This is a genomic window from Clostridium sp. BNL1100, assembly GCF_000244875.1.
GTDB lineage: Bacteria > Bacillota > Clostridia > Acetivibrionales > DSM-1351 > Ruminiclostridium.
The window spans coordinates 1,917,383-1,933,406 of the sequence record NC_016791.1 but is presented as its reverse complement, the minus strand read 5'-3'; the positions used below and the strand labels follow the sequence as shown (position 1 = coordinate 1,933,406).

Below are 16,024 nucleotides of genomic sequence, written 5' to 3'. Positions count from 1 at the left end.
CTCACCTCTGTGTCTTATTATTTATCTGCCAAGTGCAGCGTTCAAATCTTCCTTCATTCTCAAAACTTCTGCCCTTGCAGCTTCTGCAAACTTCTCTTCGGTATATTCATTCTTCCATGTTTCTGATTTATATGCACAAATTACACTTCTGGATGCATTCACAATTGCACCAAGTCCATCCCTGTTGAAGGAATTTGCACAATCTCTTGCTGTTCCCCCCTGTGCCCCGTATCCCGGAACCAGAATATATGCATTTTTCATAATTGACCTTAACAATTTGGCCTGATTAGGGTATGTTGCTCCCACCACTGCTCCAACACTGCTGTAGCCATATTTGCCCATAAGGGGTTTTCCCCATTCATGTACATATCCGGCCATAACTTCGTAAATGCTTTTGCATTGTTCAGTTACCAGATCTTGGAGCTGCCCCGAGGACTTATTGGATGTCTTTACCAGTACGAATATTCCCTTGTCAAAGTTTATACAGTCCTGAATAAAAGGTTTAATTCCGTCAATTCCCAGATACGGACTTACCGTAAGTGCATCTACATCGAAAACCTTTTGCTTTACTCCATCGTCTATTTCCGTTTCACCAAGAAAACTCTTTGAATAAGCCTCGGCAGTTGTTCCAATATCATTTCTCTTTCCGTCTGCAATAACAATCAAGCCCTTGCCCTTTGCATATTTACAGGTTTCCTCGAAAGCAATTAATCCATCGATTCCATACATTTCGTAGTAAGCAAGCTGTGGTTTAACTGCTGGAACCTCATCGTATATTGAATCAATTATCATTTTATTAAAGCTTAGAATAGCTTCAGAAGCTCCCTTTAAATTTTTACCATATTCTTTAAAGGCTTTGTCTTTAATAAAAGCCGGCACATATTCAATCTTTGGATCCAACCCTACAACAGTCGGATTATTCTTTTCCTGAATACTCTCAATAAGTCTGTCAATAAACATTTTTATCTCCATTTCCGGGCAATATACAAATTATTACCCAATGCATAATAATTTTTACAACAGTACCTTTTTTCTGACCACAGGGCTTCCGCCTACAATGGTATACTGAGGCTGACCGTATAGTGAAAACCCGTTAAACGGTGAATTTCTGCCTTTTGATTCGAATTTAGTGATATCTACCTTATATTGTTCATTTATATCAAAAATCATGAGATCAGCCAGTTTGCCGACTTCAATGGTACCTTTATTAAGTCCCAGCATTTGTGATGGATTAAAACTCATTTTATATACAAGTTCTTTAAGTGTCATATGTCCGGGTTTGACCAGATAGGTAATTGCCAGAGGAAAAGCTGTTTCAAAGCCAACCATTCCATTTGCGGCAATTTTGAATTCTACATTTTTCTCGTCAATATGATGAGGTGCGTGGTCTGTTGATATAATATCTATGGTGCCGTCTTTTAAGCCTTGAATTATTGCATCCACATCCTTTTGCGTCCTTAACGGAGGATTTACCTTTGCATTTGTATTAAAACCTTCACACGCATTATCAGTGAGTGTAAAATAATGGGGACATGTTTCAGCAGTAACTCTTACACCTCTTTTTTTAGCATTCCTTATTAAATCAACTCCCAGCTCTGTACTTACATGAGCTATGTGAATTGTTGCCTTTGTATATTCCGCCAGTATCAAATCTCTTGCAATCATTACTTCTTCAGCGGGAGCAGGATTGCCTTTCAATCCGAGAATTGATGACTGGAAGCCTTCATTCATAAGCCCTTCGTCTACAAGGTCAAGGTCTTCACAGTGTGAAATAATTGTTATATCAAACATTGAGGCATATTGCATTGCCTTTTTCATTAATGAGGAGTTACCGACAGGTCTGCCGTCATCTGAAAGTGCAACCGCACCTGCAAATTTGAGCTCCCCGATTTCACTTAGTTCCTCTCCCTTTAGCCCTTTTGACACTGCTCCAATAGGAAATACATTTACAATACCATCAATTTTCGCTTTATTTATTACATACTTTACCATTGCTTCGTTGTCCAGTACCGGGTTGGTATTTGGCATGCACGCAACTGAGGTAAAACCGCCTTTAGCCGCACTTCTCGTTCCTGTCTCTATATCTTCCTTATACTCATATCCGGGGTCTCTCAGGTGACAATGAGCATCTACAAGACCCGGAATTACATACAAGCCATTAGCATCAATTACTTCACAACCGGTTTCATCTATTTCGCTTCCTATATCATGGATAATTCCATCCACTACCAATATGTCTGCAACACTGTCCAAACTGGTTTTTACGTCCAGAACATGTCCGTTTTTAATTAGTAACTTCATTTACGGTTCCCCTCCTTGTTAAAAGATATAGCAGTGCCATTCTCACTGCAACTCCATTAGTTACCTGTTCGTTTATGAAAGACTGTTCTCCGTCAGTGACTGAGGTAGAAAGCTCAACCCCTCTGTTTACAGGGCCGGGATGAAGCACTATTGCATCCTCCTTGGCAAGTTTTAACCTTTTATCGTCAACTCCGAAAAACCTTGCGTATTCTCTTATTGTGGGGAACAACCCCTTCTTCTGACGCTCCAACTGAATTCTCAGACCCATGACAACATCAGCATCCAGCATTGCTTCCTGAACCGTACTGAAAACATTTACACCCATTTTTTCAATCTCAGGGGGCATCAGCGTAGCAGGCCCGGATACATTAACCTCCGCACCCATTTTTGTCAGCCCCCATATATTACTTCTGGCAACTCTGCTGTGAAGTATGTCTCCTATAATGGCCACCTTCAGGCCCTTTAATGTACCCTTTTTCTCCTGTATTGTAAACATGTCAAGTAAAGCCTGTGTGGGATGTTCATTCATACCATCCCCGGCATTTATTATTGAGGATTTTACGTTTTTAGCAAGAAGATGAGGTGCCCCGGACATTGGATGTCTCATTATTATTATATCCGAACCCATATCGTCAATTGTTTTTCCTGTGTCTATTAATGTTTCGCCCTTTTGAACGCTGCTGCTTGATGCGGATATATTTGCGGCGCTGGCTCCCATATACTTGGAAGCCAGTTCAAATGATAGTCTTGTTCTTGTACTGTTTTCGTAGAATAGTGTAATGATTGATTTTCCCTGAAGATGCGCTGTTTTTTTGTTGTTTGATGTAACAATACATTTCATTGTTTTGGCGGTATTTAGAATATACTCAATTTCTTCTGCCGAAATATCCCTCAGTCCCAGTAAATCTTTGGATTTCAAGTTCATATTTCTTTTTCTCCTATTCCTTACCCGTTATAGTAACATTATTTAAACCGTCAATTTCAAAAACATTAACGTGTACTATCTCACTTCTTGATGTAGGCACGTTCTTTCCTACATAGTCAGCCCTTATGGGAAGTTCTCTGTGTCCCCTGTCAATAAGCACCGCAAGCTGAATCATTTGGGGTCTGTTAATGTCCATTAGAGCATCTATAGCTGCTCTTACTGTTCTTCCCGTATAAATTACGTCATCGACAAGGACCAGTTTCTTTCCTGCAATATCAAAGTTTATTTCTGTACCGTTTATAACGGGATGTTCATTTAAGAGGCTAAGATCATCACGATATAGTGTAATGTCTAGAATTCCTACCGGAATTTCCCTGCCTTCAACATCTTTTATTTTATTTGCTATTCTGGCTGCAAGAGGAACTCCTCTTCTCTGAATTCCTATCAATACCAGATTTTCCACTCCCTTATTTTTTTCAATAATTTCGTGGGAAATTCTTGTTATAGCTCTTGCTATTGCGTTTTCATCCATTAACTCGGTATGTCCCATAAGGTCGTCTCCTCTCATTTTTACAGCATATATTTTAATATAAACTTTTACATGCAATTGATTCGCCGATTTTGCCTACATACTAAAAAAGCTTCCTGCCTAAGGCAAGAAGCTTAACATATACAAATACAACCATACTTTGATGATTATACATAAATGCAAGTATATTTTAATATCTCACCTTATAGCCTCTCTGGACTAATTTAAAGGTAACTCTCTTTTTAAATGAAATAATACCATAACAATAACTGCTTGTCTATAGATTTTCTCTCAATTGACTTAAAATACTTTGAAAATATTCAGGTACAGCTGTTTCAAACTTCATCTCTTCACCTGTTACAGGATGTTGGAATGAAAGTTTCCATGCATGAAGTACCTGCCCCTTTGTTTTATACTTTTGCTTTCTCCTTCCATAGACCATATCCCCAATAATAGGGTGGTTTATATAGGCCATATGCACTCTTATCTGATGAGTTCTTCCGGTTTCAAGTTTTAATTCAAGGTAGGTAGTATTTGGGAATCTCTCCAGTACCTTGAAATGGGTAATAGCATTTCTTCCGTTTTCAGTATTAACACACATCTTCTTTCGTTCAACAGGATGTCTTCCGATAGGTGCATCAATCTTACCGCTGTTTTCATATATAATACCGTCAACAAGTGCAATGTATTCCCTTTTTATGTCATGAGTTTTAAGTTTCTCAGAGAGTCTTTCGTGTGCAATGTTGCTTTTAGCGACCACAAGCAGTCCGGATGTATCCTTGTCAATTCTATGCACAATTCCGGGTCTTATAACACCGTTTATGTCTGACAAACTATCCCCGCAGTGTTTCATTAAGGCATTAACCAAGGTTCCCGTGTAGTTTCCGACAGCAGGGTGCACTACCATTCCCTTAGGCTTGTTTATAACTATTATATGCTTGTCCTCATATACAATATCAAGAGGGATATCTTCCGGCTCTACGTCAAGAATTTCGGCGTCAGGAACATTCACTTTTATACTGTCACCCGGCTTCACCTTATAATTTGACTTTACCTGCACTTCGTTTACCCATATATTACCATCCAGACAGAGCTTCTGGATATAGGATCTTGAATAATCTTCCAGATTAACCGCAAGCCATGAATCAATTCTTACTCCGTCTGTATCACATTCCAAAATAAATTCTTTCAAAGCAACCTCCGTGAACATGTATGATTTATTTTATTTTGTTTCATTCTGAATTTTTTCTGGTTTAGTAGTTTCAGGCTTTTCTTCCTTGTACAAGAACAATATATATATCGCAAGAAGAATTGTTCCTACTACAACTAATATATCCGCAACATTAAAGGTTGGAAAAACGTATGACCCAAAATGAAATTCCAGAAAATCCACCACGCTTCCACCGCTGAAAATCCTATCGTACAGATTTCCCAAAGCACCTCCCAGGATAAGTGACAAGGAAAGACGCAAAAACTTATGCTTATGCTTTATGAGAAAGTATAACATGGCCAAAGATACTATGGATACCATTAAAATAAGAAAAATAGTTTTACCCTGCAAAATACTGAAAGCAGCGCCCTCGTTTTCAAGATGCCTCAAGTAAAAAAAATCTTTTATTACGGTTACGGGGTTACCTGCGATTTTATCCAAAACCCAAACCTTTGTTAGTCTGTCCATTGCAAAACCCACTATAATAATCAACGCCCAAAGCATATTTGTCCTCCATTCATTCTTTAAATATATAATTATTGCGGTACATACCACTGTGAAAAATCATTATAGCTGCTCCATACATTTGGATTTACAGCTCCTTTTATGTTTTTACTGCACATTACTCCCTCATTGATAAAATACAAGCCTATGTATGGCCTTTCGTCTAAAACAGTTTTTAAAAAGTTCGTATATAAACTTTTTTGTTTTTCACCGTCAGGTTGGGTTAAAATCTGTTGTAGATACCCATCGACTGCAGGATTGCTGTATTTTGCAGTATTAAGCCCTGTCTTTATATTTTCCGTAGAGTAAGCAAAAGACAAATCCGGTTTTGTTGAAATTTTATATCCCAGTAAAGCCATATCATATGCACCGGATTTTATTCTGTTCTGCACATTCTCCCAAGTAAGCTTTTCAACCTCTACAGTTATTCCATTTTTAGCCAGCTGAGCGGCTAAAGCATTAGCAGTATTTACTCTTAATACATTTTCCTGATTAACAATTAGCTTTAATGAAAAGGCTTTACTGTTTGTTTTGCTTACATATTTATTACGCGAGAGAACATATCCGTTTTGTGTCATAAGCTGTTTTGCCTTTTTTAAATCCGAATACTGTTCAATATTTACCAGCTGGTTTATCCATGAGTTAGGTATAATGGGTAATTCAGCCGGTACAGCTATGCCATATGCGGCAGCATCAATAAGCTTTTTCTTATCAATAAAGCCTGCTACGGCACTTCTCAAACTCTTATTTGCCATTGGCCCTTTTGTAATATTCAACGATAAAAATTCATAGTTTTTACCGGGGTAACGTTTAAGTGAAATATCAGTCCGACCGATGTATTTTTTAAACTCATTGTAATCAGCCGTTACGACATCAACGTCTCTGGATTGAAAGGCATTAGTTGCTTTTCCGGTATTCTGAAATATTTTAACCTCCACAGATTGGATATATGGAGTCGTCAACTCAGAATCACCTTTGTTCCACCAATCATCGTTGGCTTTTAGTTTTACCCCTGTTTTTGCATTATATGCTACAAAAGCATAAGGCCCAGTACCTACAGGTGCAAGATTTTTCTTTGAATTTTTTTCGCTTAGTTTCTCTTTATTATAATAATGCATTGGTATAATTGGGAAAGTCAAGCTGTATAACAGCAAAGCATCAGGTTTTTTCAAAGTAATTACAACCGAGTTATTTTTACCTGCTGACGCAGATGCAATATTTTGTAAGCCAGCCGCATATACGCTGCTGTTCTTAGCATCCATTATACTATTTATTGAAAACACAATATCTCCGGCTTGAAGTGAAGCGCCGTCGTGCCACTTAACACCATTTTTTAAAGTTATTGTTATTTTTAGCCCATCAGCCGAGGTTACTGTACTTTGAGCTAAAGCAGGCACAGGCTGCTGCTTCTCATCTAATTTATAAAGTCCCTCAAATACCAAACCCAAAAAATCCTGAACATACTGGTTGTTTGTTAGAATTGGATTCAGTGTATCTACAGGTGTACTGAACAAACGTACTGACCCGCCTTTTTCAGGGCCTTTGTCCAACACATCATATTTACCTTCATAAATATCCTCAACCGGATTTGCAGATTTTTTATTAAGATTAACAGTACATGCTGAAAGCATCAGCCCTGTAATTATCAGTAAAGAAATAAGTCTCATGGATTTTGTCATTGTTTTTCTCCAACAAATAATCTTATCAAATACATATTTATTTTATTTAAGCATCATAACAGCTGCCAAACCACCCGTTTTCCCTTTATCCCCCCTATAGGAGAAAAAAAGGTCAGTATTGCATTTCGTACAAACATCACTTATTAGAATATTCTTCTCCGGAACACCTGTCTCCACCAAAACATGCTTTATAATTCTTTGCAAACCAATGTAGTACTTTCCGTTTCTATATTCCGTATATTTATCACACCAGCTGAATTTTTCCTTGAATCCGTCATATACTTCCTTGCCTACCTCAAAACAATCCATACATATGGAAGGCCCAATTGCCACAATAATATCTTCATAATTGCTATCGTACGTATTTTTCATAAACACTAATGCTTCGTACGATATATTTTTTACCGTACTTTTCCAGCCGGAGTGAACTGCTGTTATAGCTTTTTTTACCGGATCAAGAAATAATACCGGAACACAATCAGCATAAAATGTTACCAGCGGTATACCCGGTTGATTTGTTGAAAGGCCGTCAAAACCTATAATGTCACTTTCTAAAGTCAGACCTTTCCCTGCGTCCTCAATACCCACTAATCTTATCTTGTTATCATGTATCTGGTTCGACAGAACCATTTTATTGTAATCAACTCCAATTGCATCTGCCAGCCGCCTATAGTTTTCGCTAACATTTTCTCTGATGTCATTCCTGTTAAAGCTAAGGTTTAAAGAAGAAAACGCCCCCTGGCTCACGCCTCCAAGTCTTGTAGTAAAACAGTGTGTAAGTAAATGCTCGTACTCTTTAAAGTTTTGAAACTGAATATATATTAAATCTTTCTTTTGTTTCAAAGTAATTTTTTCATTGCTTGCTATCATTCATGCCCCCATTATTTTCCGTCTAAAGAATCTGCTACTTTAAATATACGCTCAATTTTAATACATTTTCCGGTTTTTTCATCAACTTCTAAGTGAACAGCACAAAACTGTACCCGTCCCTTAGCAACATCGAATTTTTGAGGCATTCTGGTAATAAATCTCTCAATTATCAATTCCTTGTCGACACCAATTACTCCGTCATAAGGCCCTGTCATTCCAACGTCGGAAATCAATGCAGTACCACATGGCAAAATTCTCTCATCTGCAGTTTGCACATGTGTGTGCGTTCCTGCCAGACAGCATATTCTTCCGTCCAGATACCAGGCAAGAGCAGACTTTTCAGATGTGGCTTCCGCATGCATATCTACAAAAACTGCCTTGGTTTTTGATTTTATTTCTTGTAATTCTCTGTCTGCAACCTGAAACGGACAGTCAATGCTATCCATGTATACCCTTCCCATAAGATTTAATACAGCCAGTTCTTTACCATTAGATTTCAGTATGGTGTATCCTCTACCCGGAACATTTCCGGGCAAGTTAGCCGGCCTAATAATATTTTCATCAGAGTCTATAAAATTCAAAATTTCCTTCTTTGACCACGTGTGATTTCCCAGTGTAATACAGTCAACACCTGACTTGTAAAGCTCCTGAGCGATCAAATAGGTTATGCCGCTTCCCGCAGCAGCGTTTTCGCCGTTGGCAATACAAAAATCTATTCCCAGTTCCTTTTTTAGCTGTGGTACAAATTCTTTTACAGCCTTTCTTCCCGGGTTTCCAAAAATATCACCAATAAAAAGTATCTTCAATTCTTTGCCTCCAAAATTTAATTAAGCTATTATTATTATGTACAGACATTCATTTTTAAGTACGTAATGCCGTAATCTATAACAATTATAATACATATATCAATAAAAAGTAACACTTTAATGGATACATGCTAAAAATAAAAAAGCGTGGAATCCACGCTTTTTTATTTTATTTTAATTAATTATTTTGCATATTCAATAGCTCTAGTTTCCCTTAGCAGAGTAACTTTAATCTGTCCGGGATATTCAAGCTCATCTTCAATCTTCTTGACTATTTCTCTTGCCTTCAGAACTATATCTGCGTCATTTACAACATCAGGCTTAACCATAATTCTGATTTCTCTTCCTGCCTGAATTGCAAAACACTTTTCAACTCCCTCAAAGGAGTTTGCAATCTCTTCAAGCTTCTCAAGACGCTTGATGTAGGATTCCAGTGTTTCTCTTCTCGCACCTGGTCTTGCAGCTGAAATAGAATCCGCAGCCTGTACAAGAACTGAAACTACATTTGTCGCCTCTACATCACCGTGGTGAGAAAGAATGGCATTTACCACATCAGCACTTTCCTTGTACTTCTTAGCCACATCGGCACCAATAGTAACATGGGAACCTTCCACCTCATGGTCAATAGCCTTCCCGATGTCATGCAGCAAACCTGCTCTTTTTGCCAGTTGAACATCAACACCAAGTTCAGCAGCCATTATACCTGCCAGGTGAGATACCTCTATGGAATGGTTAAGTACATTCTGCCCGTAACTTGTTCTGAACTTAAGTTTACCCAAAAGCCTTACAAGTTCCGGATGCAAGCCGTGCACGCCTGTTTCAAATGCTGCATTGTCACCTTCCTGACGAATAGTGTTGTCAACCTCTTTTTTAGCTTTTTCAACCATTTCTTCGATTCTTGCAGGGTGAATTCTTCCATCAAGAATAAGCTTCTCAAGAGTTAATCTGGCAACCTCTCTTCGTATAGGATCAAATCCAGACAGTATTACAGCCTCCGGTGTATCATCAATAATCAAATCAATTCCTGTCAAGGTCTCAAGAGTCCTTATATTTCTACCCTCACGACCGATAATTCTTCCCTTCATCTCATCATTAGGTAAAGGTACTACAGAAACAGTAGCTTCAGATACATGATCGGCAGCACACTTCTGAATTGCAGTTGCCAATATATCCTTTGCCTTGCGGTCTGCTTCCTGCTTGGCGTTAGACTCAATTTCCTTTATAAGTGCCGCAGCCTCATGTTTTACTTCGTTTTCAATGTTACGAAGCAAGTATTCTTTAGCATCTTCTACAGATAATCCGGCAATTCTTTCGAGCTCTTCAGTTTGCTTTTTAACAAGCTCTTCGGACTGCTCTTGCAAAACTTCAATATCCTTCAGTTTTTTATTTAAAGCTTCATCTTTCTGTTCAAGTGCTTCTACTTTCTTGTCGAGTGTTTCTTCCTTCTGAACGAGCCTTCTTTCCTGCCTCATAAACTCATTTCGTCTATCCTTGATATCCCTGTCAAGTTCTACTCTGCTTTTATGAATTTCTTCTTTAGCCTCAAGAAGTGCTTCCCTCTTCTTATTCTCGCCTTGTTTAAAAGCCTCTCCAACAATTCTTTGGGCCTCCTGCTCGGCACTGCCTATTTGGGCTTCTGCCTGCTTTTTTCTGGCCTCAAATCCTCTATCATAAAATATTTTAGAAGCAATAACTGCAATAATTAATCCGCAGGCCAATCCTATTAAAATATTAACTATTATCTTAAACACCTCCTCCTTATTCAGTTTTCAAAGCTCAAATTTCATAATTCGCAATAACCATATTAATATTGGAATAAAAGCAGAAATGAACCTATCAAAGGCCTATGTACTGTAGAATAGCAAAATATAATAATAACTAAGCGGTATATGGCTATGACCGATACAAATAATGTATAAAACTCAAACATATGAGACGTTTTACTAAATATGTCATTTAAACTACGCATAATACCAGAATTTTTACAATAATCCCAGCTGAAGCTTTTTTAACATTAATAAAACAAACCTGCATATATATATTAGCCTAAATAGCTTAATAATCAATTAATATAACTCTACAATACGAACTGGCTCTTACTCCATAATCAATTTAATTGTAAACTTATTTAATTTTTATGTCAAGAATGAAAAGTACAAACGCTATTCCTTAGTTTTTGTTATTATTGACCAAGGAAATTATAGACTGTTTTGTAACAATGCTGCCTTATATGTATTTTTCATCAACATGGCTCTGGTCATAGGGCCAACTCCGCCTGTTACCTTTGTAATTGCAGATGCTATTTCCGAAACCTCCGCAAATTGAACATCCCCAACCAGTTTTCCGTCTGCTCCCCTTGACACGCCTACATCAATAACAATTGCACCCGGTTTTACAAATTCGGGTTTGATAAACTCCGATTTCCCAATGGCAACTATCAGAATATCTGCACTTCTACAGACTTCCTGAATATTGGCAGTTTTGGAGTGGCATATGGTTATGGTTGCATTTTTGGCAAGAAGCAAAATCGCCTGTGGCTTTCCCACAATATTGCTCCTGCCAACTACAACGCAGTTCTTTCCTGATATTTCTATATTATTTTCTTCCAGCAATTCCACAACCCCAGCCGGAGTGCATGGTAGGAATTCAGGTTTTCCAATCATGAGCTTTCCAACATTCATAGGATGGAAACAATCGGCATCCTTATCGGGGCTTATTGCTGCAATAACCTTATCTTCATTTATGTGCTTTGGTAGCGGCAACTGAACAAGTATACCATTTACAGTAGCATCATTGTTCAATGTTTCTATTAAACTCAGTAATTCTTCTTCTGAGGTACTTGCAGGAAGTGCGTATTCAAATGATTTAATACCGATTTCAGCACAATCGTTCTTTTTGTGGTTTACATATACCCTTGACGCAGGGTCATCGCCTACAATAATAACTGCAAGTCCGGGATTTATACCCTTTAACTTCAATTTGTCTATTTTTGCTTTTAGCTCAGACTTGACTTTTGCCGCAAGCTCAGTTCCATTCAAAACTTTGGCAGACATGGTTTCTTCCTTTCCTTTTTCCTAAGTATTTTTTATAACTATTACATTTTATTTTATCGTTTTTTTCTTGTCAAATTTTTCATGTCACCCGATTTTGATTTAGCATTTGTATAGGCTGTCTTACTACTTTGTTTTCTATTTTTGTTACTATTTTCCCTAAATGTTTGCTTTGTAGATTTTCCACCTTTTCCAGTATTCGCTTTATTTTCTCCTCTTGAAATTCTTCCCTTGCCGCCTTCACCCGCTGTTTTTCCTTTATTGGGTGTATTACCATACTGCTTGCCTCTTAAAGGTTTTACAAGACAATTCGGGCCAAATCCGATAAGGTCTTCCCTATGTGCTTCCTTTAGCGCCTCTATTACAAGATGGTAATTTTCCTTTTTACGGTATTGTAGCAGGGCTCTTTGCATGGCTTTTTCTTTCGGTGTTTTTGGCACATATACCTTCTTCATGTTCCTTGCATCATAACCTGTATAGAACATACATGTTGAAAGTGTTCCTGGTGTCGGATAAAAATCCTGAACCTGTTCAGGCATATATCCCTGCTGCTTTAGATATTCCGCCAATTCCACGGCAGCATTAAGATCACTCCCCGGATGGCTTGAAATCAAGTATGGAACGAGATACTGTTCCTTATGAATTTTTTCATTTATATCATAAAATTTCTTTACAAATCGATCATATAGCTGTCTTTTTGGTTTTCCCATTTTCTCTAAAACCCTGTCCACTACATGTTCCGGTGCAACTTTAAGCTGACCGCTGACATGATGCTCACATAATTCAGTAAAAAAGTCGTCATTTTTGTCAAGCATTAGGTAGTCGTAACGTATTCCTGAGCGGATAAATACTTTCTTAACATCAGGAAGTGCCCTGAGTTTACGTAAAAGTTCCAGATACTCAGAATGATCGACTATCAGGTTTTTACAAGGTTCAGGATGTAGACATTGTTTCTCTTTGCAGATGCCGCTTTTAACCTGTTTTTCGCAGGCAACATTCCTGAAGTTAGCTGTAGGACCGCCGACATCGTGTATATAGCCCTTAAACCCCTGTGTCCAGGTGAGCTTCTTTGCCTCATTTAATATTGATGCCTGGCTCCTTTTTTGAATTACCCTTCCCTGATGAAAATTCAAGGCACAAAAAGAACATCCGCCATAGCAGCCTCTGTGACTTGTTATGCTGAACTCCACCTCATTAATTGCAGGAATTCCTCCATACTTTTCGTAAACCGGATGGTATGTCCTTTCGTATTGAAGAGCATAAACCCTGTCCAATTCAGCGGTTGATAAAGGCATTGTAGGAGGATTCTGAACCAAATATCTGTCGCCGTGGGGTTGTACTAATGTCCTTCCGCTTATCGCATCCTGCTCGTTGTACTGTATTTTGAAAGCTTCTGCATATACTTTTTTACTTTCCTGTACCGCTTCAAATGAGGGCAATAAAGCTACTTTCTTAGTTCCATTTGAATCGATTGCCTCCCTGACTTCAGCCGGAAGTTCTTCGTATCTTGCAAGGTATGCGCTGCCACGCAAATTCTTGATGCTATGGACAGGAACGTCTTTTTTCAGCAATCTGGCTATCTCAGTTATAGGCTTTTCACCCATTCCGTATATCAGAAGGTCAGCTTTCGAATCTACAAGAATTGATCTCCTTACTTTATCATCCCAGTAGTCATAATGTGCAAATCTTCTAAGACTTGCTTCAAGTCCTCCGATTATAACGGGTGTATCCTTAAATATCTCTTTAATCTTATTTGCATATACTATGACAGCCCTGTCGGGTCTGTATCCGGCTTTTCCTCCCGGAGAATACAAATCTGTTGATCTTTTCTTTTTACTGGCCGTATAGTGGTTTACCATTGAATCTATAACCCCTGAGGATATAAGTACACCATACTTTGGTCTTCCCAATTTTTTGAAATCCTCGCTGTTTTTCCAGTCGGGCTGGGCTATTATTCCAACCTTGAAGCCCTCGCTTTCCAAGATTCTGGTTATTATTGCATGTCCGAAACTGGGATGATCCACGTAAGCATCCCCGCTTATATATAGAAAGTCAAGCTGATCCCAGCCTTTTTCATTCATGTCTTCAAAACTTATGGGTAAAAAACTCATTTATTCACCTTATACTAACGGTTATATCTGTTAGTACCACCTTATTTGTTATTTGATATTTTCTATGTTATTTTAACACAAATAAGGTTATAGTAAACAATAATTACGAAACCAGTTCTATAAAATCAGAATTTGTTCTCATGTAATCAAAAACGCTGTTCCGGGTAATTTCCCGTTTTATGTCTGAATCCTTGCATACTGCCTTCTTTAGATTATCTAATGCAATATCCTGCTTTTTCATTAATGCATAAACAGCTGCTATATTATAATACAATTCGCCCTCCTGCATTCTGTCATCAAGTGCTTTTCCATATGCCTTGATTGCTTCATCATACTGCTTTAATTCGGTTAATGAGGCACCCAGATAGTAATAAACATCCTTGTCCTCCGGATTCAACTCAACAGCTCTTACAAATGCATCTGCAGAGTCCTCATATCGTTTCAGCTCAAACAATACAACACCCATGTTAAAATAAAGTCTGAAATTGTCAGGATTCAGCTTTATTCCCGCAGTATATGCGGCAAGAGACTCAACATGCCTTTGACTTTTCGCAAACACTATTCCAAGGTTGTTATATGCATCTATAAAATCCGATTTTAACTGAATTGCAGCTCTGTAACAATCTATTGCTTTTTCTATTTCATCAATTTCATCATAGATTAAACCCAGCTTGTACAAACTTTCGTGACTTTTCTGGTTATGACTTATGGTCTGCATATATTCAGCAATTGCATTTTTGTACTCTTTATTTTGAAAATAACATTCTGCAAGGTTATAATGTCCTATATAATCAACGTCATTAATTGTAATATATGTTTTAAAAACCTTAATAGCTTCAGAATACTGTCCCACCGTCATAAATAACTTTCCAAGAAGGATATAGGCATCTGCCTGCTGGGGGTTGTTCTTAATACATGTTTCAAAACGTACTTTCGCCTCATCAATATTGCCCAGTTCAACTAAAAGTTTTCCCAGTGATAATGAGAGTTCATAATTGCTATCATCATTTTTCAGCAAATCTTCATAATACATGACCGCATCTGCTTGCCGACCTGTAGTTGTATAAATCCTGCCGATACCTTCTTTTGCAGTCGGACACTCAGGATTTATTTCCAGAGCCTTAAAGAAGTTTTCCAGCGCGAGTTCTGTTTTTTCCATATTAAAGTATGTTATACCCAAGTTTACATAAATAAGATATTTTTTTTCGAATTGCTCGTTCAACTCCAGTACTTTTCTATAGCAAGAGACTGCCTCTCTGAACATTCCTTTTTTAAAGTATACATTTCCATAGTTAAAAAATAGATTCCCCGGAGTTTGTGTAATGTCCAGCATACTTTTATATATTTCGTATGCAAAATCAAAATTTCCCTGACTATACCCGTTCTCGGCTTGAATTAACTTCTTTTTAATTCCCAAAAATAAATCATCTTTCAGTAAATTTAATTCTGCAATAGTGTCATCAACAAAATCTTCATTTTCTAATACATCCATAACCCTTTGGCATATCTTGGCAGTACTGACGGATGAGGATTCCGGCAAGCTATTTTCAACTTGCGGTAATATTTTATCTTCAACTGTTATAAAATCCTGGTGTCTTGTTGTAGTTCTGTGACTTTTTATTGTTAACCTGTAATCCCATAAAATAAAACATGACGGAATTAATATCCCAAATCCAATATAAAAAAGTTCTATACTATTACTGATTTTTACATCATTCACAAGAGACAGAATTACTATCGTTAATGCTGAAAGCTGAACTGTGAAAGAAACAAGTGTTACAGCCTTTTTAGTTTTTAAAAGTCTGTAAAATACATAAGTAAGAAGTAAAACCATTAAAAAAGCATTAAATGTAGTTAAAATAAACATTTTGCACCCCCACGTATTTTATAAATTTTCTTTAGCTAGTCCAATATAAGTGTGTATTTATAAAATAGTTATGAAGAAATGCAGGTATTTATACCATCCCGGGAAATAATCAATTTACAAAAAAATGTATGAATCAGTTTTAAGCAATTCATACATTTTGCAATAAAATATT

The 16,024-nt window shown here is 37.5% G+C and carries 13 protein-coding genes; all 13 read right to left on the bottom strand.

Annotated features, from left to right (window positions below; all coding sequences use genetic code 11):
• Positions 1-21: 21 nt before the first annotated feature.
• The 13 genes from pyrF to CLO1100_RS08005 all read right to left on the bottom strand — a co-directional run bounded on the left by pyrF (position 22) and on the right by CLO1100_RS08005 (position 15,852).
• Positions 22-960, bottom strand: coding sequence for an orotidine-5'-phosphate decarboxylase (gene pyrF, locus CLO1100_RS08065; protein WP_014313264.1), 939 nt, complete (start codon positions 958-960; stop codon positions 22-24).
• Positions 961-1,014: 54 nt separating this feature from the next.
• On the bottom strand, positions 1,015-2,301 hold the full coding sequence (locus CLO1100_RS08060) for a dihydroorotase (RefSeq protein ID WP_014313263.1): 1,287 nt from the start codon (positions 2,299-2,301) through the stop codon (positions 1,015-1,017).
• Positions 2,285-3,226, bottom strand: coding sequence for an aspartate carbamoyltransferase catalytic subunit (locus tag CLO1100_RS08055; protein WP_014313262.1), 942 nt, complete (start codon positions 3,224-3,226; stop codon positions 2,285-2,287). The genes CLO1100_RS08060 and CLO1100_RS08055 overlap by 17 nt, the downstream gene beginning before the upstream one ends.
• A 13-nt stretch (positions 3,227-3,239) precedes the next feature.
• Positions 3,240-3,776, bottom strand: a complete 537-nt coding sequence (pyrR, locus tag CLO1100_RS08050; protein ID WP_014313261.1) for a bifunctional pyr operon transcriptional regulator/uracil phosphoribosyltransferase PyrR — start codon at positions 3,774-3,776, stop codon at positions 3,240-3,242.
• Positions 3,777-4,032: 256 nt separating this feature from the next.
• A complete protein-coding gene (locus tag CLO1100_RS08045; protein ID WP_014313260.1) occupies positions 4,033-4,947 on the bottom strand; it encodes an RluA family pseudouridine synthase in 915 nt (304 codons plus the stop codon).
• A 30-nt stretch (positions 4,948-4,977) separates the two neighbouring features.
• A complete protein-coding gene (gene lspA, locus CLO1100_RS08040) occupies positions 4,978-5,469 on the bottom strand; it encodes a signal peptidase II (protein WP_014313259.1) in 492 nt (163 codons plus the stop codon).
• Positions 5,470-5,501: 32 nt separating this feature from the next.
• Positions 5,502-7,148: a peptide ABC transporter substrate-binding protein gene (locus CLO1100_RS08035; protein ID WP_014313258.1), complete on the bottom strand. Its 1,647-nt coding sequence runs from the start codon at positions 7,146-7,148 to the stop codon at positions 5,502-5,504.
• A gap of 42 nt (positions 7,149-7,190) precedes the next feature.
• Positions 7,191-8,018, bottom strand: a complete 828-nt coding sequence (pgeF, locus tag CLO1100_RS08030) for a peptidoglycan editing factor PgeF (protein WP_014313257.1) — start codon at positions 8,016-8,018, stop codon at positions 7,191-7,193.
• Between the two features lie 11 nt (positions 8,019-8,029).
• Positions 8,030-8,824 carry a TIGR00282 family metallophosphoesterase gene (locus CLO1100_RS08025; RefSeq protein WP_014313256.1) on the bottom strand — a complete coding sequence of 265 codons (795 nt, stop codon included), beginning with the start codon at positions 8,822-8,824 and terminating at the stop codon, positions 8,030-8,032.
• Positions 8,825-9,006: 182 nt separating this feature from the next.
• Positions 9,007-10,575 (bottom strand): ribonuclease Y, encoded by a 1,569-nt coding sequence (rny, locus tag CLO1100_RS08020; RefSeq protein ID WP_014313255.1) that lies wholly within the window; start codon positions 10,573-10,575, stop codon positions 9,007-9,009.
• 447 nt (positions 10,576-11,022) lie between these two features.
• On the bottom strand, positions 11,023-11,877 hold the full coding sequence (gene folD, locus CLO1100_RS08015; RefSeq protein WP_014313254.1) for a bifunctional methylenetetrahydrofolate dehydrogenase/methenyltetrahydrofolate cyclohydrolase FolD: 855 nt from the start codon (positions 11,875-11,877) through the stop codon (positions 11,023-11,025).
• A gap of 53 nt (positions 11,878-11,930) precedes the next feature.
• Complete coding sequence (locus tag CLO1100_RS08010) at positions 11,931-13,985, bottom strand: YgiQ family radical SAM protein (RefSeq protein WP_014313253.1); 2,055 nt, start codon at positions 13,983-13,985, stop codon at positions 11,931-11,933.
• A 103-nt stretch (positions 13,986-14,088) separates the two neighbouring features.
• Complete coding sequence (locus CLO1100_RS08005; protein WP_014313252.1) at positions 14,089-15,852, bottom strand: tetratricopeptide repeat protein; 1,764 nt, start codon at positions 15,850-15,852, stop codon at positions 14,089-14,091.
• Positions 15,853-16,024: the final 172 nt, after the last annotated feature.

Bases quoted from the DNA above. Each gene is read 5' to 3' on its own strand.
- pyrF (WP_014313264.1), bottom strand. From the start codon at position 960: ATGTTTATTGACAGACTTATTGAGAGTATTCAGGAAAAGAATAATCCG.
- CLO1100_RS08060 (WP_014313263.1), bottom strand. From the start codon at position 2,301: ATGAAGTTACTAATTAAAAACGGACATGTTCTGGACGTAAAAACCAGT.
- CLO1100_RS08055 (WP_014313262.1), bottom strand. From the start codon at position 3,226: ATGAACTTGAAATCCAAAGATTTACTGGGACTGAGGGATATTTCGGCA.
- pyrR (WP_014313261.1), bottom strand. From the start codon at position 3,776: ATGGGACATACCGAGTTAATGGATGAAAACGCAATAGCAAGAGCTATA.
- lspA (WP_014313259.1), bottom strand. From the start codon at position 5,469: ATGCTTTGGGCGTTGATTATTATAGTGGGTTTTGCAATGGACAGACTA.
- CLO1100_RS08035 (WP_014313258.1), bottom strand. From the start codon at position 7,148: ATGACAAAATCCATGAGACTTATTTCTTTACTGATAATTACAGGGCTG.
- pgeF (WP_014313257.1), bottom strand. From the start codon at position 8,018: ATGATAGCAAGCAATGAAAAAATTACTTTGAAACAAAAGAAAGATTTA.
- folD (WP_014313254.1), bottom strand. From the start codon at position 11,877: ATGTCTGCCAAAGTTTTGAATGGAACTGAGCTTGCGGCAAAAGTCAAG.
- CLO1100_RS08010 (WP_014313253.1), bottom strand. From the start codon at position 13,985: ATGAGTTTTTTACCCATAAGTTTTGAAGACATGAATGAAAAAGGCTGG.
- CLO1100_RS08005 (WP_014313252.1), bottom strand. From the start codon at position 15,852: ATGTTTATTTTAACTACATTTAATGCTTTTTTAATGGTTTTACTTCTT.